The sequence below is a fragment of the Sphingosinicella rhizophila genome, assembly GCF_032378825.1.
Classification (GTDB): Bacteria; Pseudomonadota; Alphaproteobacteria; order Sphingomonadales; family Sphingomonadaceae; genus Allosphingosinicella; species Allosphingosinicella rhizophila.
Genome location: NZ_JAVUPU010000002.1, coordinates 469629 through 493941, shown reverse-complemented (window position 1 = coordinate 493941; position 24313 = coordinate 469629). Strand labels below are relative to the sequence as shown.

Sequence of the window (24313 nt, the reverse complement as noted above, 5' to 3'; positions counted from 1 at the left end):
CATCCGTGCTTCTTGCGATCCCATCACTTCTTTCGTCCGGTCAGGTTGCCGAAGTGCGGAGCCTGATCGACGAGGGCCGGTGGGAGGATGGTAGGGAAACCGCGGGAAAGCAATCGGCGCTCGCCAAGCGCAACCGGCAGATCGCCGCCGATTGCGCGCAAGGCGAGAAAGCGCGGGCCATCGTCCTGCAGGCCCTGCAGGAGGACGGCCTGTTCCTTTCGGCCGCCTTGCCCAGGGCCATCTTCCCGCCCCTGTTCAACCGTTACGACGGCGGCGTGCGCCACGCATTCGGCAACCATGTCGACAACGCGATCCGGTACCTGCCCGATGGTTCGGGCTCGATCCGCACCGACCTTTCCGCGACCTTGTTCCTCTCGGCGCCCGAAGATTATGACGGCGGCGAACTGGTGATCGAGGACAGTTACGGGGCGCACGAAGTCAAGCTCGCCGCCGGCGACCTCATTCTCTACCCGAGCACTTCACTGCACCGGGTCGAGCCGGTCACGCGCGGCAGCCGGATCTGCTCCTTCTTCTGGATCGAATCCCGAGTCCGCGACGACGCCCAGCGCACGATCCTGCTCGACATGGACGCCGCGATCCGCAGCCTGGCGCAGCAACTGGGCGACGATCGCGCGGAAGTGGTTTCGCTGACCGGCTGCTACCATAATCTGGTGCGCCAGTGGGCCAGCAGCTGAGAACTGAGCCCCAAGCGACGAGTGTCCGTGCTGGGGGAGGATTTCGGGCTCAGGCGGGGCGATTGCCCATGAATTCGCCAAGGCGCACCGGCCGTTCCGGGGCCCAGTCCCGGTTGAAGGCGATCCTGTCCTTTCCGAACAGCATCACGATGGTCGATCCGAGGAGGAAGCGGCCCATTTCCTCGCCCTGTTTCAACAAGATTTCCCGATCGTCATAGCTCCATTCCGACACCTTGCCGGTGCGCTTGGGATTGACGACGCCGTGCCAGACGGTCGCCATGCTGCCGACGATGGTAGCCCCGACCAGGACCATCACGAACGGCCCATGCTCCGGCGATGCAAATACGCACACCACGCGCTCGTTGCGGGCGAACAGGTTCGGCACGCCGCGGGCGGTGACCGGATTTACCGAGAACAAGGCGCCCGGCACGTAGATCATGCGGGTTAGCCTGCCGTCGCAAGGCATGTGCAGGCGATGATAATCCCTGGGTGAAAGATAGAGGTTGGCGAAGCTGCCGTGGCGGAACAGCGCCGCGAGCGAATCGTCGCCGCCGACCAGCCCCATGGTGGTGAAGCGATGGCCCTTGGCCTGGAGGATGTGGTGATCGTCGATACGGCCGAAGCGGCTGATCGCGCCATCGACCGGACAGACGAAATCGGCGGATGCCAGCGGGCGGGCACCGGCCTTGAGCGGCCGTGTGAAGAAGTCGTTGAAGCTGCCATAGCTACCGATATCGGCATTTTCGGCCTCGTTCATATCGACGCCATATTTGCCGACGAACCATCGGATCAGGCGGGTCGTCAGCGCCCCACCCCGCGCCCCGGCGACGCGGCCAGCGAACATCGTCAGACGCCGTTTCGGCAGCAGGTATTGAAGGAGGACGTTCAGGCGATCGGGCATAATATGGGTCCGGTATCATGGACAGCGAGGCTGTTCCAAAAAAAGGCCCCAAGGGCTTGGTGCTGGGCAGGTAGACTCTCTTCGGCTCGGATTGAACGGGAGACTTCGTTGGCGTCTCTTTTTACGTCGTGGATTTGGGGGCGTTCCGAGACCGGCTCCACTCCGATCCCTCGCCTGAAGGAGGATCTTCTAAAGGCCGAACGGGTAGGTTTCGTCTTCGCCGGCGATCTGGGGGCCGGGCAGCGGGGTGACGGCCCGGGTGCGGTCGAACCACACCCAGGCGTCGAACTGGCGGGGGAGAGTGGCTTCGGCATAGTGGCTCCAGCGTTCGGCGTTGGGGCGGTAGATGACGCCGATGAACCGCTCGAGGCGGGCTTCCAGCAATGCCCGCCGCGCCTCGTCATTGTTCCCTTCGCGAAGATCGAGGAGGAAGCGTTCGAAACCAGTTTCATGGCACAGGCGCTCGTAGCTGCCGTCAAGCGACGGAGTGACCTGCTTCACCTCCATCGGTCCATCCCAATCCGTGGCGGCGGCGACGGTCCCGTCATGGGTGCCGAAGCCGATCAGCCTGGCCTGGTCGCCGAACCTTTCCTTGCAGAGCTGCCCGACATTGAGCTCCTCGCGCACCCGACCCATTTCGGTAAAGGCGGCATTGCCGACATGGCTGTTATGTGCCCAGACGATCGCCTTGGCAGCCGGGCCCTTGGCGTCCAGCAACTGGCACAGCGCCTCGAACATGTGGGTATCGCGCAGATTCCAGCTTTCGGCGGCGCCATGATACATGATGCGGTAGTAGCGCTCCGCATTCTTGACCAGGCGGGCATTGCCGGCGGCATCGAGCCAGGCGTCGCCATCTGCCGCGACATATTCCATTCTTTTGCGAAGCAATTCGGTCAGCATCTCGACGACCGGCCGCTCGCACCGGGCATAGCCCTGGGTGATCGCCATCCTGCCATAAGCCTGCGGGTCGCGGCCCCAGGGGGCGAGGCAGCCATATCGTTCCCGGGCGATCTTGGCCGCCTCGGGATCGACATCCTCAAGATAGTCGATCACCGCTCGCATCGACCCGCTTAGATTGTAAAGGTCGAGCCCGTAAAAGCCGGTCATGGCGGCCGGATCGCATCCTTCGTTGCGGCGCTTCAGCCAACGGATGAAGGCGTCGACATCGGTGTTGCGCCACATCCAGGTCGGAAACCGCCGGAAGGCCGCCTCCTCCCCTTCCCGCCGCGGGCGATGACGGACATAGCGGTCGATGGTTGCGGCATCCGGCCAATCCGCCTCGACCGCGACAATCTGGAATCCGTGCCGATCGATCAGGCGTTTCGAGATGGCGGCGCGGGCGCGGTAGAATTCGGACGTGCCGTGGCTTGCTTCGCCGAGCAGGACGAGGCGAGCATCGGCGAAGCGATCGAACATTTCGCCGAATGCGGGATCGTCGATCTCGGGCAACGGCTCGGCGGCCGAGCGAAGAAGATCGGGAAGGGTTGGCGATCCTCGATCATGCCCGTCCCAGCCGTGCGCACCGATCAGCGGCACGAAGCGGACCGGCCCCAGGTCCTCCTGCTCATAATCTTCGGGGCCGATGCGCCTCAATTTTACCAGTTTCTGGACGCTCTGCGGTTCGCCGATCGGCATGACCAGGACTCCGTCGATGGCGAGCTGCCGCAGAAGGAGGTCCGGCACGTGCGACCCGCTGGCCGACGCGATGATCGCATCGTAGGGACCCTCCTCCGGCAGGCCGCCGGTGCCGTCGCCCTGGCGGATCGAGACATTGCCGTAGCCGAGCCGTTCCATCCGTTCGTGCGCCAGCCTGGCGAGATCGGCATGACGCTCGATGGCCACCACCTTCCCGGCGATCTGGCCCATGACGGCGGCGGCGTAGCCCGAGCCCGCGCCGATCTCCAGCACCCGGTCGCCGGCCGAAATACCGGCCGCCTCGATCATCAGGGCGACGATATAAGGCTGCGAAATGGTCTGATCGGATTCGATCGGTAGCGGCGAATCCTCATAGGCGAATTCGCGCACGTCCCCGGATACGAACTCTTCGCGCGGGACCGCGCGGAAAGCCTCGAGAATCTGCGGGTCCAGAATGCCGCGCGCGACGATCTGCCGCGTCACCATCTTCTCGCGCTCGGCTGCGAAGTCGGCCATGATCGCCTCCTTCAGGGGTAAACCAGCCGCGGGCGGAGGCGTTCCGGCACAAGCAAGCCGGCGGCGCCGGGACGTCAGGCGTCCGGCTGGCCGATGGGGATGCTGAGCGTGCTCGGATGGGCGGCATCGTGATAGAGCCGGACCGTCACGGTGCGCGCGTCGGCCATGGTTTCGTCCGCGACCGGCTTGCCGCTATTGTAATTCTTCTGCCAGGCGAGGCCGTGATTGGCGCGGAAGACCAGGCGCAGGCGGTGATCCTTCCGGACGAGCCGCGATACGAAGAAGAAATTCTCGAAATCGTAGCGGAGCGGCTTGGCCGTCTCGATCAGCTTTTCGGTGCGCAGGCCCTCCCGGTGGCGGGCGCGCATATGCTGCTCGGTCAGGAACATGCTCGAACCATCGGGGGCGATTTCGTAGATCTGGGCGATGAAATCGGTATCCGGCTGGTCGATCGCGATCCAGGCGTTGAGCTTGAAGAAGCCGCTGACCTCGACGTCCTGCTCGAACGGTTCGCTGTGATAGACGAACTGGTCGCGCCGTTTGGCGAGGACCATCGTCTGATCGAGCAGATGCGACTGGCTGAGCGTCGTTTCCAGCTTCGGCATGCTGAGGTCGCGCGGATCGTAGACATAATGATCTGGCTTGCCTGCGGGCGCAGCGCCGAGCTTTCCCGAATTGTAGACGCTGTCGGCATTGCCGGAGGAGCCGAGGTGCAGCTTTTCGTGGCGCGCGGTGACGCCCTCGATCGTGTCGGCATAGCGCCATTTGTCGGCGACCATGACGTAATAGGCGACCTTCTTCTTGAGGAAGGCCGGCCGCTCACCGCCCTCCATCGCAAAGGCATACCAGTCGCGGTGGAGCTTCGGCATGTCGATGACGCTGTCCGGCCCAACCTTGATCCCGAAATATTCGGCCCTCGGCTTACGCACTTCGATATGGCCCCAGGGACCGATCACCAGATAATGGTTCGCCTTCGCGCCGGCATATTTGAGATGCTGACGATGGAATTCGAGCGTGCCGGGCTGATCGCCGTCATAGACGCCGCACATTGACAGGACCGGAATTGTGAGGTTGGCGAATTGCTCGGGCGTAGGATTGGCCCGGTCCCAATATTCATCCTGCATCGGATGCTCCATCCAATCCTCATAAGGCTTGGCCGGGAGTCCGAAAAATTCCGCCATCTTGCGGAAGGGCTGACCGGATTCGAGGAAGCGGAGAAACTCGGTCTGCCAGAATTGGCCGTCATTATAGGCGATCAGGCGGGAGGTGTTGCCCGACACGCGAGTCAGGAAGGTCGACGCGAAGTTGAAGAAGATGTTGTAGCGGAGAGGGAAGTCGAAACCGACGAAGCATGGAGCGGACGGGACGATCGTCGCCAGCCTGGCATCGCCGCGCACGGCGCCCCATTGAGTATAACCGTAATAAGACAGGCCCAAGGAGCCGACCTTGCCGTTGCAGAAGGGCTGCTCGATGATCCAATCGACTATGTCGGCGGCGTCCTTGCTTTCAGTGACGAAGGGCGAGAATTCGCCCCCGGAATCGCCGCGCCCTCGCATGTCGACCGAGAGGAAGGGATAGCCGTAGGAGGAAAGCGAGACGCCCTCCGGATGATAATGATCGGCGGAATAAGGGCCGAAAGCGAATATGGCCGGACGGGGCGTCTTCAACCCCCGCGGCAGATAGAGCGAGCCGCTGAGCTCCGTACCGTCACGCATCGGGATTTTCACATAATGCTTCACCTGCGGCGCGAATTTGGGTCCGGCCGCTTCATCGCCGGATTTCGCCAGCGCGGGCCGGGCGCCCGGAACGGAGGCCAAGGTCAGCGCCGACGCCGCGGATAGAAGGCATTCTCTTCGGTTCATCTTCTTCGCTGCCCCCTGTCCAGATAGCTGCGTGTCACACCCCAATTATGTTGACTGTCTGCCACGGGCGGCAAACCAGTATTGCTGGCGCGGAGGATGAGCTGTTCTGAGCCTGACTTCGCCGCCTTCGATTGCAGCGGACGCCTAAAACATGCTGGCCGCTATCAACCTCGCGCGGCTCGTGTCACATTGGGGGTACAGCGTAAGTGCTGACAATCGGGAGACTTTGATGCGCGCTTTTTGCTATTCCTTGCTTTTGAGCGCCGCCGCGGCGGCGGCCCTGGCCGCCCAGGCGGCACCGAAGGTCGAGGAACAGTCGATCGATCAGCTCCAGGCCGCGATGGCCAGCGGCACGACGAGCGAAGCGATCACCCGCGCCTATCTGGATCGCATCGCGGCGATGGACCGCAACGGGCCGACGCTACGCGCAGTGATCGCCGTGGCGCCCAACGCGCTGGATCAGGCGCAAGCGAGCGATGCCCGGCGCAAGACGGGCAGGACGCGCGGGCCGCTCGACGGTGTGCCGATCCTGATCAAGGACAATATCGAGACGCGGGAGCTTCCGACGACGGCCGGCAGTCTCGCGCTCAAGAACAATCGCACGGGGCGCGACGCGCCGGTCGTCGCCGAATTGCGCAGGGCCGGCGCAGTGATCCTCGGCAAGGCCAACCTCAGCGAATGGGCGAACATCCGCGCCGCGCCCTCGATCAGCGGGTGGAGCGCCGTCGGCGGACTGGTGCGCAATCCCCATGCGCTCGACCGCAGCGCCTGCGGTTCATCGAGCGGATCGGGGGCCGCGGTGGCGGCGAGCTTCGCGGCGGCGGCACTCGGATCGGACACGGCCGGATCTATCATCTGCCCCGCGTCGATGAACGGGATCGTCGGATTGAAGCCGACCTTGGGGATGGTGAGCCGCACCCATGTCGTACCGATCAGCCATAGCCAGGACATGGTCGGGCCGATGGCACGCAGCGTCCGCGACGTGGCGATCCTGTTTTCCGCCATGGTTGCCGAAGATCCGGCGGACCCGACGACGCGGGACGCGGCAAAGCACAAGAAGGATTTCGCCGCGGGGCTGTCGGCGGATGCGCTGAAGGGCGTGCGAATGGGGGTGGTCCGCCCCGAAATGCCCCCCGCCATCAGGGAAGAATATGACCGGGCTCTGACGGCGCTGCGCGCGGCGGGCGCGATTCTGGTCGACGTCGACCAGCCCAAGGCCGACGGCCTGTTCGAGGCCCTGACGACCGTGCTTCGAACCGAGCTCAAGGCAGGGCTCGGCTCCTATCTCGCGACGACGCCGGCCGCGGTGACGGCACGGACGTTGGAGCAGGTCATAGCATTCAACGCGGCCACCCCGGAAGAAATGGCCTTCATCGGGCAGGAGATCTTCGTCGAGGCGGCGAAGACCAGCGGCCTCGACGATGCCGGATATCGCGACGCGCGGGCGAAATCGCTGCGACTCGCAGGGAGCGAAGGCATCGATGCGATGCTGAAGCAGGCGAATGCGACCATCCTCATACAGCCGAGCTATGACGTCGCCTGGCTGGCGGACCCGATCTATCGCGACACGTTCAACGGCCTGGGCGGGAGCGTTTTGCCGGCGATCGCCGGCTATCCCCATTTGACCGTGCCGATGGGCCTGGTGAAGGGCCTTCCCGTCGGCCTGTCGTTCATTGCGACCGCCTTCGGCGACGAGGCCGTGCTGAAAGCAGGCCATGCCTATGAGCAGGCGAGCCGCGCGCGGACTCCGCCCCGTTATCTGCCGACTGCTGATGTCGGCGCCGGGCTGGAGGGGGCACGATAGGAGCCTGCACGTTCGATCCGGGCAGGAAGTGCGTCGCCTTGCATGTTCGCGCGGGTCGTCAAAACGTCCGAGCGCATCGATCCGGGACGCGACTTGGACCCGGCTTCACTTGCGCCGGGTCAGGGGCAGGACCTGCTCGACCAGCGTCACCAGCAGCTTTCCCGGTTCCTCTTCATGGACCATGTGCGCCGAATCCTCGAACCAGACCAGTTTCTTCACCGGCGCCTTCACGCGGGGGAACCATTCAGCCACCAGGGTGGAGGAGGTGCCGAGATCGTGGCGGCCCTGCAGGATGATGACGGGTGTGCGGAAGGTCGTTCGTTCGGAAAACGACACGGTGCCGAGCTCGCCCCACATCGCCTGCAGGCTGAACCATTGCGCCTCATCGCGGGTCTTCAACTCATCGGCCGTGAAATCGGGGCTGAGGCTGGCGATCTCGCCATTGTGGCCGACCCCGCCGGCCCGGTAATAGCCGCCATATTTCGCCAGCCATTTCCGCTCCTTGCCGAGATTCTGCAGGTTGCGCGCGGGATTGACCGGATCGGGAAAGGGGGCAATCGCGGTGAGTTCCGCGACCGCCTCAGCATCGCCCGCCGCCCGGGCGGCGGCGAGTGTCGCCTCGAAGCCCATGCGCTCGCTGCGCCGAGAATCGATGAACTGGCCGGTGCCGACATAGGCGTAGAGCAGATCGTGGCGGCGCTGGGCCAGTTCCACGCCGAGGATCGTGCCGAAGGAATGGGCCAGCAGCACGACGCGGTCCTTGCCATAGGTGCGCCGGAGATGGAGGATGAGTTCCTCGGCATCGTCGACCATGCGCTTGACACTCATGGTCGGCCGCACTGAAGCGGGATCGTTGGCGGCATAGGTCTTGCCGGCGCCGCGCTGATCCCATTGGACCACAGTGAAATATTCTTCCCAGTCGCGCATGTACCAATAGCTGACAGGCGAAAGGGTGAAGCCGGGCCCGCCGTGCAGGACCAGGAGGATGGGATTGGACCGATGGCGCCCCCGCACCGACACCCATTGTTCGATCCCGCCGATGGTCACGAGCCCCTTTTCGTCGATCGCATCCTTGGCCGTGAGCGTCCCTACGCGCTCCATGACCTGCCGGGCCTCCTGAGCGGAGGCCGACGACGGCGCGGCAATGCACAGGGCCGGCAACAGCAAGGCAAGGGCTAGGCATATCGAAAGGCGCATGTTTCATCCTCTTCAGAGCGGCAGGACCGCTGAGGGAGGTGTTATGCTAAACTAAGTCACCTCGCAACACGCGAGAGCCGAGGGAGGCCTCAGGGCCGGGCAGGTAGACCGCGTGAATTGCAGCATGCCCGCTGCCGGAAATTAGTATAGTGTCCCCGAATTAAAGAGGCGCCCGGCCTTTTCGAGCCGGACGCCTCCGCGCAGAATGAATCGGCTTTGCGCCGGAGCGACTATCCTACTGCTCGTTCTCCTGCGGGACGCTGACGTCCACATCGGGAACCTGGATCGTCTTGTTCTCCATCGAAACGTCCACATCGGGCCCTTCGACGTCGAATTCCGGCAGCTGACCGCCGGTGGCGTTGACGTCGACCTCCGGTAGCTCGCCCTCTTTCGTCTGATCCACGTCGCAGGCGGAAATGACGAGGGAGCAGGCCGCCCCGATAAGCAATTTTAAGCCGTTCTTCATGTTAAACACTCCCTTCCGAAGCCCTAAGCAAGACGCCCCGGAACCTCCGAGGCGCCCGTTTGCAGGGAGCTTCGCCTGCTTGAAGCCGCAATGCGTCCAGCGACCAGGTCATCAACCCAGAGAGGCCAGAACTGTTCCACCTGGCCAACGACTTCGCCCTGTCGAAAGGAATGGCGGAAGCGTTCGAAGCTCAGATCAGCCCGGCAAGCGGGCTGGAAGGATCGGCGTAGAGCCTCTTTCCCATGCGCCCCGCACGATAGGCGAGCCGACCGGATTCCACCGCCGCCTTCATCGCCCGAGCCATCAGGATGGGATCCTTGGCTTCGGCGATGGCGGTGTTCATGAGAACGCCGTCGCAGCCGAGCTCCATCGCCACCGCAGCATCGGAGGCAGTGCCGACGCCCGCGTCAACCAGCACCGGCACGCCGGCATTTTCGACGATCAGGCGGATCATAACCTGATTCTGCAACCCCAGGCCCGAGCCGATCGGCGCGCCGAGCGGCATGATCGCCACCGCGCCGGCATCTTCAAGTTTCTTCGCGGCGATCGGATCGTCGGCGCAATAGACCATCGGTTCGAAGCCCTCAGTGGCGAGGATCTCGGTCGCGCGGAGGGTTTCGATCATGTCAGGATACAGCGTCTTGGCTTCGCCCAGCACCTCCAGCTTCACCAGAGTCCAGCCGCCGGCCTCGCGGGCGAGGCGGAGCGTCCGGATCGCATCCTCGGCGGTGAAACAGCCGGCCGTGTTGGGAAGATAGGTGATTTTCCTAGGATCGATAAAGTCCGTCAGCATCGGCTGCTTGGGATCGGCGATGTTCACGCGACGGACCGCGACCGTGACGATCTCGGCTCCGGAGGCCTCGACCGCGGCGGCATTCTGCTCGAAGCTCTTATATTTGCCGGTGCCGATGATCAGGCGGGAGGTGAAATTGCGGCCGGCGACCTGCCACTGATCCGTCATGTCAGCCGCCTCCCACGAAGGTGACGATCTCGAAATCGTCGCCGTCCTCGATCCGCACCTCGCCAAGCGTCGAGCGCGGCACCACCTCCATATTCCGTTCCACCGCCACCCTGGTCGGCTCCAGCCCGAGTTCCAGAGCAAGCTCCGCCACCGTCATTCCCTTGACGATGCGGCGATGTTCGCCATTGACCGTGATCGAGAGGGTATCGTCGTAAACCATGTCCGCCTTTGCGCTCCTTCGTTCCCCGCCATATAGGGAGTCGCCATGGCGACGCTACCGACGATCTACGTGCTCAACGGCCCCAATCTCAACTTGCTGGGAATGCGGGAACCGGAAATCTACGGGTCCGACACATTGGACGACATTGCAGGCCAGCTGGAGGATCGCGCCCAACAACTGGGCCTCGCCATCGATATGCGGCAATCGAATCACGAAGGGCATCTGATCGATTGGCTGCACGAGGCCAATGCCCAGGGGGCAAAGGCCGTGATCCTCAATGCGGGAGGTTTCACCCACAGCTCGATCGCGCTCCACGACGCGATCAAATCCGTGGCCGTGCCGGTGATCGAGGTGCATCTTTCCAATCCTCATGCCCGCGAAGAATTCCGGCACCGCAGCTTCATCGCACCGGCGGCGCGCGGAACCATCGCCGGCTTCGGGGCGCTCGGATATGCGCTGGCTCTGGACGCAGCAGCCCGTCTCTGACAGGGAACCGCCTCCGCCGGGGACGTGCCGGAAACAGGGAGAATGGGCCGATGGCCGATAAGAATGGCGATGCTGAAAGGATTATGCGGGTCGATACGGATATGGTCCGCCAGCTGGCCGAAATGCTCCATGAAAATGATCTCACCGAAATCGAAGTGGAGGATGGCGGCCGCCGCATCGTGGTGAAGCGGCAGATCACCACCGCCGCATATGCAGCCCCTGCGGCGGCGCCCCCCGTCGCCGGTCCGGCGGCGGATGGACATGTAGCTTCCACGGAGCTGGGCGCAGGCAGCCATCCCGGCGCGGTGAAATCGCCGATGGTCGGCACCGTCTACCTTGCCGGCGAGCCCGGCGCCAAGCCATTCGTCGCGCCCGGCCAGAAAGTCAGCGCCGGCGACACCTTGTTGATCATAGAGGCGATGAAGGTCATGAACCCGATTGCGGCATCGAAGGCAGGCGTCGTCAAGCAGGTCCTCGTCGTCGACGCGCAGCCCGTGGAGTTCGACCAGCCGCTCGTGATCATCGAGTGACCGTCTGATGGCCATCAACAAGGTCCTGATCGCCAACCGCGGGGAGATCGCTCTTCGGATCCATCGCGCCTGCCACGAGATGGGCATCAAGACCGTCGCGGTCCATTCGACCGCCGATTCGGACGCAATGCATGTCCGCCTCGCCGACGAGGCCATCTGCATCGGCCCGCCGCCGGCGACCGATTCCTATCTCAACATCCCGAACATCATCTCGGCAGCCGAAATCGCCCACGCCGACGCGATCCATCCAGGGTACGGATTCCTCTCGGAAAATGCGCGCTTCGCCGAGATCGTCGAGCTCCACAACATCATCTGGATCGGCCCCAAGCCCGAACATATCCGGACGATGGGCGACAAGGTCGAGGCCAAGCGCACCGCCGCCCGGCTGGGCCTACCCCTGGTGCCCGGATCCGACGGACCGGTAGAGGGGATCGAAGAGGCGCGAGCCGTCGCAGCCGAAACCGGCTATCCCTTGATCGTCAAGGCGGCGTCGGGCGGCGGAGGACGTGGCATGAAGGTCGTCGCCGGCGCCAGCGAACTGGAAAGCCAGATCATGCAGGCGCGGTCGGAAGCCAAGAACGCCTTCGGCGACGACACGGTCTATATCGAGAAATATCTCGGCGATCCGCGGCATATCGAGTTCCAGATCTTCGGCGACGGCAACGGCAATGCGATCCATCTCGGCGAGCGCGACTGTTCGCTGCAGCGCCGCCACCAGAAGGTGCTCGAGGAAGCCCCATCCCCCGTCGTTTCTGCCGAGGAGCGCGACCGGATGGGGACCATCGTGGCCAAGGCCATGGCGGAGATGGGTTATCGCGGCGCGGGCACGATCGAATTCCTGTACGAGAATGGCGAATTCTATTTCATAGAGATGAACACCCGGCTGCAGGTGGAACATCCGGTGACGGAGATGATTACCGGCATGGACTTGGTACGCGAGCAGATCCGTGTCGCCGAAGGCCATCCGCTGTCCTGCTCCCAGGACCAGATCAAGTTCCAGGGTCACGCCATCGAATGTCGGATCAATGCCGAGGATCCGCAGAATTTCACCCCCTCGCCCGGCACCGTCAAAGGCTTCCACGCGCCCGGCGGCATGCATGTCCGCGTCGATAGCGGCCTTTATGTCGGCTATAAGGTGCCGCCTTATTACGATTCGATGATCGCCAAGCTGATCGTTTACGGAAGCACGCGCGAGCGCTGCATCATGCGCTTACGCCGGGCGCTGGAGGAGTTCGTGATCGAGGGGATGAAGACGACCATCCCGCTCCATCAAAAGCTGATCGGCGATCCGGAATTCCAGGCCGGAGACTATACGATCAAATGGCTCGAGGAGTGGCTGGCGAACGAGGCGTAGCGGGACCCGCGGGAAACGTATCGCCGGTCACCGGGCAGCCCTCGATCGAGTCATACTGAGGCACGTCAGGACGAAAGATGATGAAGGCGACCATTTACCACAACCCCAAATGCGGCACCTCCCGCAAGACCCTGGCGATCCTGCAGGAATCGGGTGCCGACGTGACCGTCATCGAATATCTGAAGACGCCGCCGACCAGGGACGAGTTGAAACGGCTCTACGAGCGAGCAGGTCTCAATCCGGCCGAGGGCCTCCGGAAGAAGGAGACTCTGGCAAGCGACCTCGATCTGCTGAGCGGCCGGATCAGCGAATCCGCGCTGTTGGACGCGATGGCCGAGAATCCGATCCTGATCGAACGGCCGCTGGTGGAAACCGACAAGGGGGTAAGGCTCTGCCGTCCGCAGGATAGGGTTCGCGAAATCCTGTGACCGGTCCGTTCGACGCTTCCGCCAGGTGTCGCGAATCTGTCATCAAACCGACCTAAACCTGTCGCGGCAGCAGGTCACACGCCGTGTCCTCATGACAGTTCCGGATCCGGCACGACATGCGATCAATCGCGATTTACAGCCTCAAGGGCGGCGTCGGCAAGACTAGCCTGGCGGTGAACCTCGCCCGCGCGGCGGCGACGCTGTCGGCGCGCAAGACCTTGTTGTGGGACCTGGACGGACAGGCGGCGGCCAGCTTCCTGCTTGGCGTCGACGACAGGGGATCGACCGAAGCGGAGGCACTCTTTTCGGGCGACCTGCCGGCGTCCCGCCTGATCCGGGCTACTGCCACGCCGCGGCTCGACCTGCTGCCGGCCGACAAGTCACTGCGCCGGCTGGACAAGGTCTTCTTCGACATCGGCAAGAAAAAGAGGCTGGAAAAGCTGCTCGAGCGAATCGGCAAGGGCTATGATCGGGTCATACTCGATTGCCCGCCAGGCTTCGCCGAAACGAGCGAGCAGGTCTTGCGGAGCGCCGATCTCATCATCGTGCCGGTCATTCCATCGCCTTTATCCCAGCGCGCGTTCGGGGAGGTCGCGGATTATCTGGACGGCCATTCGATCCGGTCCGGCGCTATCCTGCCAGTGTTCAACATGGTCGACCGCCGCCGGTCGCTGCACCGGCAGGCGCTCGCCGAAAATCCCAAATGGCCGGTGGTGCCGATGGCCAGCGCCATCGAGTCCCTGTCGGCGCGGCGAACACAGGCTGACGGCCTGCCGCCATCCTCCGCGGCGGCGAACGCGCTGGCGGCTTTATGGAAAGCCGTGGAAAAGCGATTGAGCCATCTTAAAGGCGGTTGACGCTCCCCGTCCGCCGATCCAATCCGCGATCATGGCGGTGATCGATCCCGACCTGCTGTTGCGCGCATATTCGATCGGCGTCTTTCCGATGGCCGACAGCCGCGATGCGGGCGAAATATTCTGGGTCGAACCGCGGCGACGCGCGATCATTCCGCTCGACGGTCTGCGGCTATCACGCTCGCTTCGCAAATCGATCCGCTCGGGCGCGTTCAGGGTGACGCGCGACGCGGCCTTCCCCCAAGTCGTGCGCCATTGCGCCGAACGCACGGAAACGTGGATAAACCGGGACATCGAGGACAGCTACATCCGGCTCCATCGGATGAACCATGCCCATTCGATCGAGTGCTGGCATGACGAGACGCTGGTCGGCGGCCTCTATGGCGTGACCCTGGGCGCCGCCTTCTTCGGGGAGAGCATGTTCTCGATCATGCCGGATGCCTCAAAGGTTGCCCTCGCCTGGCTGGTCGCACGCCTGAAGGTGGGCGGGTACCGGCTGCTCGACTGCCAGTTCATGACCGAACATCTGCGCAGCCTGGGCGCGATCGAGATCGATCAGAAATCCTATGTCACATTATTGTCGGCAGCTCTGTCGGCGGGTGCCGCCGAAGGCGACGGCGCATCAGGTGACGGCGTAGCGGCGTCGGGCGGTGCGGCCTCCCCTCCGCCTGCCGTCGAGTTCGGCGCTCTCGACCGGTTGCTGGAGGCCGATCCGGCGCGGACGGTCGACGGCCCCGCTTCCGGATGCGTCATCCTGCAGCTCTTGGGCCAGACGTCGTAGACCGGATGCTCGACGACGTTGAGTGACGGCGTCTCCTTGTAAAGCCAGCCTGAAAAGACCCTCTGGAACCGGCCTTGCGGATTGCGGACGTCGAGCTGCACGAACGCGCCGGTCAGCTTCTGCACCTCCCACGGCGCCGTGATCTCGCAGGCGCGAAGCCGGACGATGACGTCCCCGACCCGAAAGGCCTGGCCCGGTTTCATCTCCAGATCGCGCGAAATGCCGTTGCGCTTGTTGAGAAGACCGAGAATGGCGACGCGTTCCGCCATCGGCGTCGTCCCGGGCGCGATCGCGGTGACTGTCTGCGGAACGTCGACGGTCTGCGGTTCGGGTTCTACCTGCACATTTTGCCGGGTATCGCCGCCGGTTCGAGAGTCACCGCAGCCCGAAAGCGCAAGCAGGCCGAGCAGGAGGGCGCCAGCGGAGCGCAAGCCTGGGGTCATGCCCGGTCCGGGGTCCAAGCCTCATAGTCGCCGCTCGCCGCCTGCCTCTTGCCGCCACGCTCCATGGCTCCGGACGGACGATAGGCTTGCGACGTGCCCGTCAGGTTCGGGGTCGCATCCCTGAGGAATTTGGGCGGAGGCGGCAAGGCCTCGTCGGGCACCGCCTCGATCTGATGATGCAGCCAGCTGAACCATTCCGGCGGGACTCGACTCGAATCGTTCGAGCCGTTGTAGATTACCCAGCGGCGACCGTCCTTCTTCGCCTGGAAATAGACATTGCCAAGGGAATCGCTGCCGACGCGTTGCCCGTGGCGCCAGCTGAACAAGGCCGTGCCGAGCGACGCGCCCTCCCACCAGGTAAACATATTCTTGAAGACGCCCATGGACGATCGCCTAGCGCCGATGACGGACGCTGCGCAAGCTTTTGTCAGGAGATCTTGTCTGGCCGCAACGGCAAACTCGCCTAGCCGACAGGGCCACCGGGCCAAACGACCCGATCGCCTTCCACGATGCCCAGTTCGACGGAACGGCCACCGGCAATTTCCAGCACGGCGGCCACCGGTTCGCCGCTTTCTATGCCCGCCAGGGAATAAGGTTCCGCATTGACTGCGATCCTGGCGATCGTTCCGTCCTCGCGGATGAAGATCAGGTCGAGTGGAATCATCGTATTCTTCATCCAGAACCGCGCCGGACGCGGCGAAGGAAAAGGAAATATCATGCCGTCGTCCGCCCCCATCGAGTCGCGAAACATCATGCCCTTTTCCTGCTCCTCCGGGGTGCGTGCAATCTCGACCCGGAAGGCGTGAGAGGAATCGCTGCCGCGCACTTCCAGCGTCACTACGTCCAGGCCGGACGGGGCAATGGCAGCGGACGGGGACGCCACATTCTGCGTCTCGGCCCGGCAACCATGGGCGCCGGTGGCCAGCAGAATGGCAAGGAACAGGCGATTCAGGATCATATATGCTCCACTTCGACGGCGAGCGGACCCTTTTTGCCGCTCGCGATACGGGCGCGAAGCGGCTGGTCAGGCGACAGATCGCCCAGGCCGCCTCGTCTCACCGTCTCCATATGAATGAATATATCCTGGTCGTCGCCGGTCTCCCGAACCAGAAAGCCGTAGCCTTTCAGACGGTTGAACCATTTCACCCGCACCGGTTCGAACGCTCCGGCATCGTCCAGCAGGGCGGAAGGATCGACACGCTCCGTGCTGCTAGGAAGTCGCGGCGGTTCCGGAATCACGGCCTGGCTCAGATCGACGGACAGGACCTTGCGAGCCTGCAGCCCGCGCTCCTGCTCCGCGACGAGGCATTCGACGATCGCGCCCTCCGGCAGGCTGCGCCGGTCATGCTCCTTCAGGACCGAGAAATGGACCAGTATGTCGCCCTTGGCCTGATCGCTGACGAGAAATCCAAAGCCGCGCGTCGCATCGAACCACTTCACCGTGCCCGTCAGCTTTACCAGCGCTTCGTCCTCCGGACGCACGGCCGCGCTCCCCTCCGGCGGAGGGGGCTGGCTGTCTGCGAGTACTTCCCGGCGCGAAGTCATTGAGCTCGTCCAAATATTCCGATTGCAGACTATCATGGCTTCCGCCGATTTGTGAACCGATTCCGCGCGATCTTCAAAAGCCGTCCGGCTCATCCCCGGGGCGGGTTCCGAACAGCTTGCGCACCATGTCCATCGAATGGCCCGCACGCAGCATCGCCGCAAAGGCCTTTCGACGCGCATCTCCATCGATTTCCGCGGTCGCGAACGGTCCGATATGCTTGCGCCGCGCGTAGCGCAAAGCCGCCTCATATTCGCCTTCCTCGACCTGCCGGCGGGCGTCGGCGGTATCCTCTTCGGCGATGCCGGCTGCCCGCAAGGCCTGATCCACCCTGCGGCGGCCATAACCTCGCCGAAGCAAGGCGGACGCCCTGCCCGACGCGAAAAGCCCATCATTCACGTAACCGAGCGACGCGAACTTCTCGACCAAATGATCCAGTTGCGGGGGACCGGCTTCGGCCCAACCGCGTTCCCTCACCTTCCTGGAGAGATAGGCCGCAAGCTTGGCGCGCGTCGTCGCATAGCGCCCGGCATAAGCGAGGCCGAGTCTTTCCAGCTCCGCTTGGTCGATCGGCTTCCGATGAGAACCAGGAGCCATGATCAGCGGGACCGTTCCAAAGGAGCTGCCGCCTTCGACCCGGTTTCCCCCTGCCCCCTCTGTGCAGGACATTGGTTCCGCCGCGCCAGGCGGCCTTGCCGTGACACCCCCGCGGCTTCGGCCGCTTTCCGCGCGGATGCGCCCCGCCGTGATGCCATAAAGACCTCGCTGAATATGGTCCCAACCCCGGATCGATCTCGCACGCGCCATGATTGTGCCACAGTCGCACCGGAATATGAACGTGCTTTGGCTGTGAAGGCGGGTCCTGACGCGACCGCTTCCGGTCGATGGAAATATTTGAGGATCCGTCCAGACGTGCTCCAACGAGATCAACTCCCGGGTCGCGAGCGGACCAGAGGCGAAGCCTTGATGCCGACGCCCACCGCGGACGAACTGCCCCGCCGCTTCGCCGACTTCCAAACCATCGGAGAGGCGCTGGATTACGCGGCCTGTGGTGTGCGCGGCCTCAATTTTCATGATCCGCGCGGCGTGCTGACGCGGCCATATCCTTTCCGCGAATTGCGCGAGGATGCCATCGCCGCAGCCTATCGGCTGATCGCGCATGGCGTGAAGCCTGCCGACCGGGTGGCGCTGATCGCGGAAACCGTTCCGGAATTCGCGGCCTTGTTCTTCGGCATCGTCTATGCCGGCGCCTGGCCGGTGCCGCTGCCATTGCCGACCTCGTTCGGGGGACGGGATTCCTATATCGACCAGCTGGGCGTTCAGCTCAAAAGCTCCGACCCGGTCCTGCTCCTGTTTCCGGCCGAGCTCATGTCGATGGCGGGGGCCGCGGCCGAGGCGGCGGGCATCGAGGGACTTGACTGGGAAGGGTTCGCCACCCTCCCGACCCCGGAAGCGTCGCTCCCTGCCGCGGCTCCCGGCGACATCGCCTATCTTCAATATTCGAGCGGATCGACGCGCTTTCCGCACGGCGTGGCGGTGACCCATCAAGCCCTCCTCAACAATCTGGCCGCGCACAGCCACGGCATGGAAGTGTGCGAAACCGATCGCTGCGTGTCGTGGCTTCCATGGTATCACGATATGGGTTTGGTCGGGTGCCTGCTGTCCCCGGTGGCGAACCAGGTGTCCACCGACTATCTCAAGACGGAGGACTTCGCCCGGCGGCCGCTGGCATGGCTCGACCTGATCAGCCGCAACCAGGGCACGACCCTCAGCTATTCGCCGACCTTCGGCTACGACATTTGCGCGCGCCGCATCTCCAGCCAGACCAATATCGCCGAGCGCTTCGACCTTTCGCGCTGGCGTGTCGCCGGCAACGGCGCCGACATGATCCGCCCGGACGTCATGCAGTCGTTCGTCGACGCCTTCGCGGATGCCGGCTTCAACGCATCGAGCTTCCTGCCGAGTTACGGCCTTGCCGAAGCGACGCTGGCCGTATCGATCATGCCGCCCGGCGAAGGCATCGTCGTGGAACTGGTCGAGGAACGGCTGTTGGCCGGAGGCGCAGAGTCCGAGCGGGACCGCCCGCAACGTTATCGCGCCATCGTCAATTGCGGCCGGCCGGCGCGCGACATGGAGATCGCGATCCGCGACGAAGACGGGCAGGAGCTTGCCGACCGGCAGATCGGGAAGGTCCATGTCCGCGGACCATCGGTGATGGTCGGATATTTTCGCGACGAGGAAGCGACCAAGGCCTGCCTCGATGCCGATTCATGGCTGGATACGGGCGACATGGGCTATATGTCCGATGGCTATATCTACATCGTCGGCCGTGCGAAGGACATGATCATCATCAACGGCCGCAACCTTTGGCCGCAGGACATCGAATGGGCAGTCGAGCAGATTCCGGGCTTCAAGGCCGGGGACATCGCCGCCTTCTCGATCACCACGCCCGGCGGGGAGGAAACGCCGGCCGTCCTCGTCCAATGCCGGACGTCGGACACCGAGGAACGCGGCCGGCTGCGCGACGCGATCAGGGAGCGGGTGCGGGCCATTACCGGCATGAACTGCGTCGTCGAACTGGTGCCACCGCGCACACTACCTCGCACCAGTTCGGGAAAGCTGAGCCGCGCCAAGGCGCGAAACCTCTATTTGTCCGGAGAAATCCAACCCTATGACATCGCCGCCTGAAGGGCGGTAGGGGGTCCAAGGGTGCGGCCAGCGGGCCAAAATCGACCGTCATTCCAAATATGCTTCTAGGATAACGCTTCCCTAACGCTTCCTGGGTTATGCGTCCGTGGAAGACCATGAGCGACACATCGCTGCCCAAGATTGACTGGCGCGTCGTATTCAACCGCGCCGCCCCACCCGGACACCGGGGCTGGGGACGGGTCCGTGCGGCCCAAATCACGGAAATGGCGCGTGTTTTTGCCGTCGCGGTGTGGGGACAGGTTCTCAACGCACTGCTGCTCGTGGTCATCCTGAAAGATTATGTGCCAGGGCGGATCCTGGGACTCTGGCTGCTGTCGCTCGCATCCTTGATGCTGATGGCATGGTTCCAGCAGCGCCGCTGGCGCGGCCGCGAAATCCAGTCCGCGTCACGCCGGGCCGTCCAGCAGGCGGCTTTCCACAGCGCCTTCTTCGCCATCGCATGGGCCATTCCGGCAAAATATTTCGCCGGCTACGCCCCTCACCCGGAACAACTTGCCATCTGCGTCGTGACCGCCGGCATGATGGCCGGCGCAGCCTTCATCCTGGCGCCGCTGCCATCGGCGGCGGGCTGCTTCGTGGTGATCCTCAGCGCGGCCGCCACCAATTTGCTGGGTTCGGTCGGATCGCCGGCGATCGCCGCCATCGTGCCCGCCTACCTCGCCGGGCTCCTCCTCATCATCCTCGCCAATGGCCGTGCCTTCATGCAGCGCCAGTGCGAGCGGCTTTCGCTGGCCGAACATGCGGAGACGGTCAGCCTGCTGCTCCGCGAATATGAGAGCAGCGACGCCGACTGGCTCTGGGAAACCAACAGCAAGCTCATTTTCCGCCACGTCTCCCCCCGCTTCGCCCGCGCCGTCGGCCGGAGCGTGGAAGAGCTTCACCAGATGTCGATCCTGGACTTGCTCACCGCGGTTCAGGGCGCGGAACCGAGGTCCGGAAGCGCCGTGGAACAGGCCACGGCCTGCCTCGGCAAGCGCGCTCCGTTCAGCGAAGTGCTGGTGCCGGTGAAGGACAGCTGCATCGAAATTTCCGCGCGGCCACAGTTCAGCCGGCGCGGCCGGTTCATCGGCTATCGCGGCGTGGGCTCCGACGTCACCGAGGCGCAGCAGGCGGCCAATCGCATCGCCTATATGGCGCGGCACGATGCCCTCACCGGCCTTCCAAACCGGATGCACCTGCTAGAAAATCTGGGTGCGGCACTGGACCAGGCCCAACAGGGAGACGGCCGCTGTGCCGTGCTGCTCGTGGACCTCGACCGTTTCAAGACGGTCAATGATTCGCTGGGTCATGTCGCCGGCGACCATCTGCTGCAGCAGGTCTCGGCCCGCTTCTCCAAAATCGTCTCGCCCGAGATGACGGTGGGCAGGCTGGGCGGCGACGAATTCGCCATTGTCATACCCGACGCACCGGACCATGCGGAGATCAGGGCGCTCGGCGAGACCATCGTCGCAACGCTGGAGCAGCCCTTCGTCTATCACGACCAGCACCTCTTCGTAGGCGCGAGCGTCGGCGCCGCCGTCGGGCCGTTCGACGGCAAGTCGGTCGAGGAACTGATCCGCAATGCCGACCTGGCCCTGTACGGCGCCAAGGATAATGGCGGCAACGAAATCTGCTTCTACGAACCATCGCTCCACCTCCGTGCCGAAGAGCGGCGGCGCATCGAGCTGGCACTGCGCGGCGCGCTCGGCGGGGGCGAGCTCCGCCTCGTCTACCAGCCGGTGATCGACGCCGTGACCGGGCGGATCGAATCCTGCGAGGCGCTGATGCGCTGGTTCAAGCCCGAATTCGGAGAAATCTCCCCCGCCAAGTTCATCCCGCTCGCCGAGGAAACCGGCCTGATCGTGCCGATCGGCGAATGGGCGCTTCGTACCGCCTGTGCCGAGGCCGCCCAGTGGCCGTCAGAAATCTCGCTGGCGGTCAACATCTCGCCGCGGCAGCTCCAGGATCCGGGCTTCATGACGATGCTGGTGTCGACCCTGGCCCGGTCCGGCCTCGAGCCGAACCGACTGGAACTCGAGATCACGGAGACGGTGTTCCTCAACATCACACCCGACACACGCAAGATCCTCCATCAGATCCGACAGCTCGGCGTGCGGCTGGCCATGGACGATTTCGGGACCGGCTATTCGTCGCTCGGCTATCTGCGCGAGGCCAATTTCGACACGCTCAAGATCGACCAGACCTTCGTCCGATCGGCCTCCAGGGACGACCCGGACAGCGCGGCGATCGTCCGGGCGGTGGTGGCGCTCGCCAACAGCCTCGACATGACGACCGTCGCCGAAGGCGTCGAAACCCAGGAGCAACTGGAACTGGTGTGCGAGATCGGTTGCGATCGCATCCAGGGCTATATCTTCTCCGCGCCTGTCCCCGCCAACGACCTGCGTCCGATGTTCGCGGACAAGAACCGCCGGGCCGCGGCATAAGCCGCCGAATTCCGCTTCCGCACGGCGAGGAATCGGGCTTGCACGCCAGCCTTGGCGCCGCTAAGGACCTGCGCTCTCCGGCTCTTAGGAGTGTAGCTCAGCTGGTAGAGCATCGGTCTCCAAAACCGAGGGCCGTGGGTTCGAGTCCCTCCACTCCTGCCATCTCGTCCAGAGACTCTGCTTGGACGAGACTGATTGGTCGATGAGGGGCTGGGGTTTAACCAGGTCAAGACGCACCCGATATTCGGTTGGGTTCTTGGCCTGTTTTGTGTTGTTTAGAGGTTGAAGCGGTGGCGAAGGTCAATCCCGGCGAATTCCTGAGGCAGGTGCGTGCCGAGACGGCGAAGGTCGTCTGGCCGACCCGCAAGGAAACGATCACGACCGGAATCATGGTCGTGATCATGACCACATTGCTCGGTCTCTTCTTCTTCGGTGTCGATTCGGCGTTCAGCGCGATCGTCAAGATGCTGCTCGGACTGCTGAGTTAGGGAATAGAATGTCTCGCTGGTACATCATTCACGCTTATTCGGGCTTCGAGAACAAGGTGCGCGACGCCATCATGGCGGAGGCGACGCGCCTTGGCCTTGAACAGCTTGTCGAAGCGGTCGAGGTGCCGACGGAGAAGGTCACCGAAGTCCGCCGCGGCAAGAAGGTGACGTCCGACCGGAAATTCTTTCCAGGCTATGTGCTCGCCAAGCTGGCGATGAACGACGACGTCTATCACCTGGTCAAGAACACGCCGAAGGTAACCGGATTCCTGGGTTCGTCGGGCAAGCCCCAGCCCATTTCCGAGGCCGAGGCCGCGCGCATCCTCAATACCAAGGACGAGGCCGCGACGGCCGCGCCGAAGACCAAGATCAGCGTCGATTATGAGATTGGCGACAGCGTCAAGGTGCTCGACGGTCCGTTCGCAAGCTTCAACGGCATCGTCGAGGAACTGGATTTCGACCGCGGCCGGGTCAAGGTAGGCGTGTCGATCTTCGGCCGTGCGACACCGGTCGAACTGGATTTCGAACAGGTCGAACTTTCGAAATGACCGAATGAAATTATGAAAGGTTTCCGGAGCGATCCGGGAAATGTCGCGGGAGGCAGTGCCACTGCCGCTTGGACCGCTGAACTTGAGAAAGAGTGAGTGAGAAATGGCGAAGAAGATAACAGGCTATATCAAGCTGCAGGTGCCGGCCGGCGCCGCCAATCCGTCGCCGCCGATCGGCCCTGCATTGGGCCAGCGCGGCGTCAACATCATGGAATTCTGCAAGGCGTTCAACGCCGCCACCGGCGACGTCGAAAAGAATATGCCGATCCCGACCGTGATCACGGTCTATGCGGATCGCAGCTTCTCGTTCGAGACGAAGACGCCGCCGGCATCCTTCCTGATCAAGAAGGCTGCCAAGCTGAAATCGGGCTCCAAGGAGCCCGGCAAGGTTTCGGCGGGCAAGATCAACCGTTCCGCCCTGCGCGAGATCGCCGAGCTGAAGATGAAGGATCTGAACGCCAACGATCTCGATGCTGCAACCAAGATCATCGAGGGCTCCGCCGTCTCGATGGGCCTCGAAGTGGTGGAGGGCTGATACGATGGCAAAGCTGACCAAGAAGCAGAAGGCGCTGGCCGGAGCCGTGGATCGCGACAGATTCTACGCTGTCGATGAAGCGATCGGAATCGTGAAGACCAATGCCACCGCCAAGTTCGACGAAACCGTGGAGATCGCCCTCAACCTGGGCGTCGACCCCCGCCACGCCGACCAGATGGTGCGCGGGGTCGTCACCCTGCCCGCCGGCACCGGCAAGGACGTCCGCGTCGCCGTGTTCGCCCGTGGCGACAAGGCCGAGCAGGCGACCGCTGCAGGCGCGGACATCGTCGGCGCAGAGGATCTCATGGAAACGATCCAGGGCGGCACGATCAATTTCGACCGTGTCATTGCCACGCCCGACATGATGGGCATCGTCGGCCGTCTCGGCAAGGTGCTGGGCCCCAAGGGCCTGATGCCGAATCCGAAGCTCGGCACCGTCACCCCGAACGTCGCCGAAGCCGTCAAGGCAACCAAAGGCGGCCAAGTCGAGTTCCGTGTCGAAAAGGCCGGGATCATCCATAGCGGGATCGGCAAAGCGAGCTTTTCCGAAGCCGATCTTCGCCGGAATTTCGATGCGTTCGTCGATGCGGTGGTCAAGGCAAAGCCGACCGGCGCCAAGGGGAAATATGTGCAGAAGGTCGCGATCAGCTCCTCCATGGGGCCGGGCGTGCGGATCGATTCGGCGGAAATCGCCTCGGTCTAGGATCTTCGTTACGAGATTGCGGAAAGGCCTCTGGGCCTTCCCGTATGTCGCCGGAGCGCCGCAAGCGTTCCGGCATCCGTCCGAGACAGCGGGTGGGCCCGAAAGGGCCCTTAATGGCCCGCCAAGACGGGGAAGAGTTTTCCGGCCAAGCGTGCGATGCGCGGCCGGGTCTGCCAGGGGCTCCATGCTTCAGGCCAGGCAACCGACCCCTTCGGACAACCGGTGAGCGGC

The 24313-nt window shown here is 63.8% G+C and carries 23 protein-coding genes, 1 tRNA gene and 2 pseudogenes; 15 read left to right on the top strand and 11 right to left on the bottom strand.

Translation table 11 applies throughout. The features are described from left to right. The first annotated feature begins 5 nt into the window (after nt 1–5). The gene (locus RQX22_RS05405) at nt 6–695 is read left to right on the top strand and encodes a Fe2+-dependent dioxygenase (RefSeq protein ID WP_315724364.1); all 690 of its coding nucleotides are present in this window, start codon (nt 6–8) and stop codon (nt 693–695) included. 49 nt (nt 696–744) lie between these two features. Here RQX22_RS05405 and asd read toward each other — a convergent pair whose 3' ends face one another. The 3 genes from asd to RQX22_RS05390 all read right to left on the bottom strand — a co-directional run bounded on the left by asd (nt 745) and on the right by RQX22_RS05390 (nt 5609). Continuing rightward, a complete protein-coding gene (gene asd / locus RQX22_RS05400) occupies nt 745–1596 on the bottom strand; it encodes an archaetidylserine decarboxylase (protein ID WP_315724363.1) in 852 nt (283 codons plus the stop codon). Nucleotides 1597–1785: 189 nt separating this feature from the next. Further along, nucleotides 1786–3747, bottom strand: coding sequence for a protein-L-isoaspartate(D-aspartate) O-methyltransferase (locus RQX22_RS05395; protein WP_315724362.1), 1962 nt, complete (start codon nt 3745–3747; stop codon nt 1786–1788). Nucleotides 3748–3821: 74 nt separating this feature from the next. After that, entirely contained in the window at nt 3822–5609 is a 1788-nt protein-coding gene (locus tag RQX22_RS05390) for a CocE/NonD family hydrolase (RefSeq protein ID WP_315724360.1), read from the bottom strand. 229 nt (nt 5610–5838) lie between these two features. Here RQX22_RS05390 and RQX22_RS05385 point away from each other — a divergent pair, with 229 nt between their 5' ends. Next, on the top strand, nt 5839–7413 hold the full coding sequence (locus tag RQX22_RS05385; protein ID WP_315724615.1) for an amidase: 1575 nt from the start codon (nt 5839–5841) through the stop codon (nt 7411–7413). A gap of 105 nt (nt 7414–7518) precedes the next feature. Here RQX22_RS05385 and RQX22_RS05380 read toward each other — a convergent pair whose 3' ends face one another. The 3 genes and pseudogenes from RQX22_RS05380 to thiS all read right to left on the bottom strand — a co-directional run bounded on the left by RQX22_RS05380 (nt 7519) and on the right by thiS (nt 10257). Continuing rightward, nucleotides 7519–8610, bottom strand: coding sequence for an alpha/beta fold hydrolase (locus RQX22_RS05380; protein ID WP_315724358.1), 1092 nt, complete (start codon nt 8608–8610; stop codon nt 7519–7521). Between the two features lie 235 nt (nt 8611–8845). After that, nucleotides 8846–9076, bottom strand: coding sequence for a hypothetical protein (locus tag RQX22_RS05375; RefSeq protein ID WP_315724356.1), 231 nt, complete (start codon nt 9074–9076; stop codon nt 8846–8848). A 190-nt stretch (nt 9077–9266) separates the two neighbouring features. After that, a pseudogene (gene thiS / locus RQX22_RS05370) lies at nt 9267–10257 on the bottom strand (sulfur carrier protein ThiS). A gap of 45 nt (nt 10258–10302) precedes the next feature. On the opposite strand from thiS, the gene aroQ reads away from it, so the two are divergent. The 6 genes from aroQ to aat all read left to right on the top strand — a co-directional run bounded on the left by aroQ (nt 10303) and on the right by aat (nt 14690). Next, entirely contained in the window at nt 10303–10743 is a 441-nt protein-coding gene (gene aroQ, locus RQX22_RS05365; RefSeq protein ID WP_315724354.1) for a type II 3-dehydroquinate dehydratase, read from the top strand. 50 nt (nt 10744–10793) lie between these two features. Then, entirely contained in the window at nt 10794–11273 is a 480-nt protein-coding gene (gene accB, locus RQX22_RS05360; protein ID WP_315724352.1) for an acetyl-CoA carboxylase biotin carboxyl carrier protein, read from the top strand. A gap of 7 nt (nt 11274–11280) precedes the next feature. Continuing rightward, the gene (gene accC, locus RQX22_RS05355; protein WP_315724351.1) at nt 11281–12627 is read left to right on the top strand and encodes an acetyl-CoA carboxylase biotin carboxylase subunit; all 1347 of its coding nucleotides are present in this window, start codon (nt 11281–11283) and stop codon (nt 12625–12627) included. A gap of 80 nt (nt 12628–12707) precedes the next feature. Then, nucleotides 12708–13055, top strand: coding sequence for an arsenate reductase (glutaredoxin) (arsC, locus tag RQX22_RS05350; RefSeq protein WP_315724613.1), 348 nt, complete (start codon nt 12708–12710; stop codon nt 13053–13055). Nucleotides 13056–13171: 116 nt separating this feature from the next. Beyond that, nucleotides 13172–13912 (top strand): ParA family protein, encoded by a 741-nt coding sequence (locus RQX22_RS05345; protein WP_315724350.1) that lies wholly within the window; start codon nt 13172–13174, stop codon nt 13910–13912. A gap of 31 nt (nt 13913–13943) precedes the next feature. Further along, complete coding sequence (gene aat / locus RQX22_RS05340) at nt 13944–14690, top strand: leucyl/phenylalanyl-tRNA--protein transferase (RefSeq protein WP_315724349.1); 747 nt, start codon at nt 13944–13946, stop codon at nt 14688–14690. 35 nt (nt 14691–14725) lie between these two features. On the opposite strand, the pseudogene RQX22_RS05335 reads toward aat, so the two are convergent. The 5 genes and pseudogenes from RQX22_RS05335 to RQX22_RS05315 all read right to left on the bottom strand — a co-directional run. Then, nucleotides 14726–14893, bottom strand: a pseudogene (locus tag RQX22_RS05335) (DUF2155 domain-containing protein); the annotation flags it as partial. Nucleotides 14894–15129: 236 nt separating this feature from the next. After that, nucleotides 15130–15516 (bottom strand): NADH:ubiquinone oxidoreductase subunit NDUFA12, encoded by a 387-nt coding sequence (locus RQX22_RS05330; RefSeq protein ID WP_315724348.1) that lies wholly within the window; start codon nt 15514–15516, stop codon nt 15130–15132. Between the two features lie 80 nt (nt 15517–15596). Next, nucleotides 15597–16091, bottom strand: coding sequence for a DUF192 domain-containing protein (locus tag RQX22_RS05325; RefSeq protein WP_315724346.1), 495 nt, complete (start codon nt 16089–16091; stop codon nt 15597–15599). Beyond that, on the bottom strand, nt 16088–16615 hold the full coding sequence (locus tag RQX22_RS05320) for a cold-shock protein (protein ID WP_315724344.1): 528 nt from the start codon (nt 16613–16615) through the stop codon (nt 16088–16090). Before RQX22_RS05320 ends, RQX22_RS05325 begins: the two co-directional genes overlap by 4 nt. A gap of 136 nt (nt 16616–16751) precedes the next feature. Further along, on the bottom strand, nt 16752–17273 hold the full coding sequence (locus tag RQX22_RS05315) for a regulatory protein RecX (RefSeq protein WP_315724342.1): 522 nt from the start codon (nt 17271–17273) through the stop codon (nt 16752–16754). 369 nt (nt 17274–17642) lie between these two features. On the opposite strand from RQX22_RS05315, the gene RQX22_RS05310 reads away from it, so the two are divergent. The 7 genes from RQX22_RS05310 (at nt 17643) to rplA (ending at nt 24082) form a co-directional block, all read left to right on the top strand. Continuing rightward, entirely contained in the window at nt 17643–19364 is a 1722-nt protein-coding gene (locus RQX22_RS05310) for a fatty acyl-AMP ligase (RefSeq protein ID WP_315724340.1), read from the top strand. Between the two features lie 116 nt (nt 19365–19480). After that, a complete protein-coding gene (locus RQX22_RS05305) occupies nt 19481–21808 on the top strand; it encodes a putative bifunctional diguanylate cyclase/phosphodiesterase (protein WP_315724338.1) in 2328 nt (775 codons plus the stop codon). A gap of 86 nt (nt 21809–21894) precedes the next feature. Next, nucleotides 21895–21970 (top strand) — tRNA-Trp (locus RQX22_RS05300). 128 nt (nt 21971–22098) lie between these two features. After that, the gene (gene secE / locus RQX22_RS05295) at nt 22099–22296 is read left to right on the top strand and encodes a preprotein translocase subunit SecE (RefSeq protein ID WP_315724336.1); all 198 of its coding nucleotides are present in this window, start codon (nt 22099–22101) and stop codon (nt 22294–22296) included. Nucleotides 22297–22304: 8 nt separating this feature from the next. Beyond that, nucleotides 22305–22844: a transcription termination/antitermination protein NusG gene (nusG, locus tag RQX22_RS05290; protein WP_315724334.1), complete on the top strand. Its 540-nt coding sequence runs from the start codon at nt 22305–22307 to the stop codon at nt 22842–22844. 103 nt (nt 22845–22947) lie between these two features. After that, nucleotides 22948–23379: a 50S ribosomal protein L11 gene (gene rplK / locus RQX22_RS05285; protein ID WP_315724333.1), complete on the top strand. Its 432-nt coding sequence runs from the start codon at nt 22948–22950 to the stop codon at nt 23377–23379. Between the two features lie 4 nt (nt 23380–23383). Then, the gene (gene rplA, locus RQX22_RS05280) at nt 23384–24082 is read left to right on the top strand and encodes a 50S ribosomal protein L1 (RefSeq protein ID WP_315724331.1); all 699 of its coding nucleotides are present in this window, start codon (nt 23384–23386) and stop codon (nt 24080–24082) included. Nucleotides 24083–24313: the final 231 nt, after the last annotated feature.

Coding starts and splice junctions, on each gene's coding strand:
- RQX22_RS05325 (WP_315724346.1), bottom strand. CDS start 16,091: ATGATCCTGAATCGCCTGTTCCTTGCCATTCTGCTGGCCACCGGCGCC.
- rplA (WP_315724331.1), top strand. CDS start 23,384: ATGGCAAAGCTGACCAAGAAGCAGAAGGCGCTGGCCGGAGCCGTGGAT.
- nusG (WP_315724334.1), top strand. CDS start 22,305: ATGTCTCGCTGGTACATCATTCACGCTTATTCGGGCTTCGAGAACAAG.
- RQX22_RS05395 (WP_315724362.1), bottom strand. CDS start 3,747: ATGGCCGACTTCGCAGCCGAGCGCGAGAAGATGGTGACGCGGCAGATC.
- aat (WP_315724349.1), top strand. CDS start 13,944: ATGGCGGTGATCGATCCCGACCTGCTGTTGCGCGCATATTCGATCGGC.
- RQX22_RS05345 (WP_315724350.1), top strand. CDS start 13,172: ATGCGATCAATCGCGATTTACAGCCTCAAGGGCGGCGTCGGCAAGACT.
- RQX22_RS05375 (WP_315724356.1), bottom strand. CDS start 9,076: ATGAAGAACGGCTTAAAATTGCTTATCGGGGCGGCCTGCTCCCTCGTC.
- RQX22_RS05385 (WP_315724615.1), top strand. CDS start 5,839: ATGCGCGCTTTTTGCTATTCCTTGCTTTTGAGCGCCGCCGCGGCGGCG.
- accC (WP_315724351.1), top strand. CDS start 11,281: ATGGCCATCAACAAGGTCCTGATCGCCAACCGCGGGGAGATCGCTCTT.
- rplK (WP_315724333.1), top strand. CDS start 22,948: ATGGCGAAGAAGATAACAGGCTATATCAAGCTGCAGGTGCCGGCCGGC.
- aroQ (WP_315724354.1), top strand. CDS start 10,303: ATGGCGACGCTACCGACGATCTACGTGCTCAACGGCCCCAATCTCAAC.
- RQX22_RS05330 (WP_315724348.1), bottom strand. CDS start 15,516: ATGGGCGTCTTCAAGAATATGTTTACCTGGTGGGAGGGCGCGTCGCTC.
- RQX22_RS05310 (WP_315724340.1), top strand. CDS start 17,643: ATGCCGACGCCCACCGCGGACGAACTGCCCCGCCGCTTCGCCGACTTC.
- arsC (WP_315724613.1), top strand. CDS start 12,708: ATGAAGGCGACCATTTACCACAACCCCAAATGCGGCACCTCCCGCAAG.
- RQX22_RS05315 (WP_315724342.1), bottom strand. CDS start 17,273: ATGGCTCCTGGTTCTCATCGGAAGCCGATCGACCAAGCGGAGCTGGAA.
- accB (WP_315724352.1), top strand. CDS start 10,794: ATGGCCGATAAGAATGGCGATGCTGAAAGGATTATGCGGGTCGATACG.
- RQX22_RS05305 (WP_315724338.1), top strand. CDS start 19,481: ATGAGCGACACATCGCTGCCCAAGATTGACTGGCGCGTCGTATTCAAC.
- RQX22_RS05380 (WP_315724358.1), bottom strand. CDS start 8,610: ATGCGCCTTTCGATATGCCTAGCCCTTGCCTTGCTGTTGCCGGCCCTG.
- asd (WP_315724363.1), bottom strand. CDS start 1,596: ATGCCCGATCGCCTGAACGTCCTCCTTCAATACCTGCTGCCGAAACGG.
- RQX22_RS05390 (WP_315724360.1), bottom strand. CDS start 5,609: ATGAACCGAAGAGAATGCCTTCTATCCGCGGCGTCGGCGCTGACCTTG.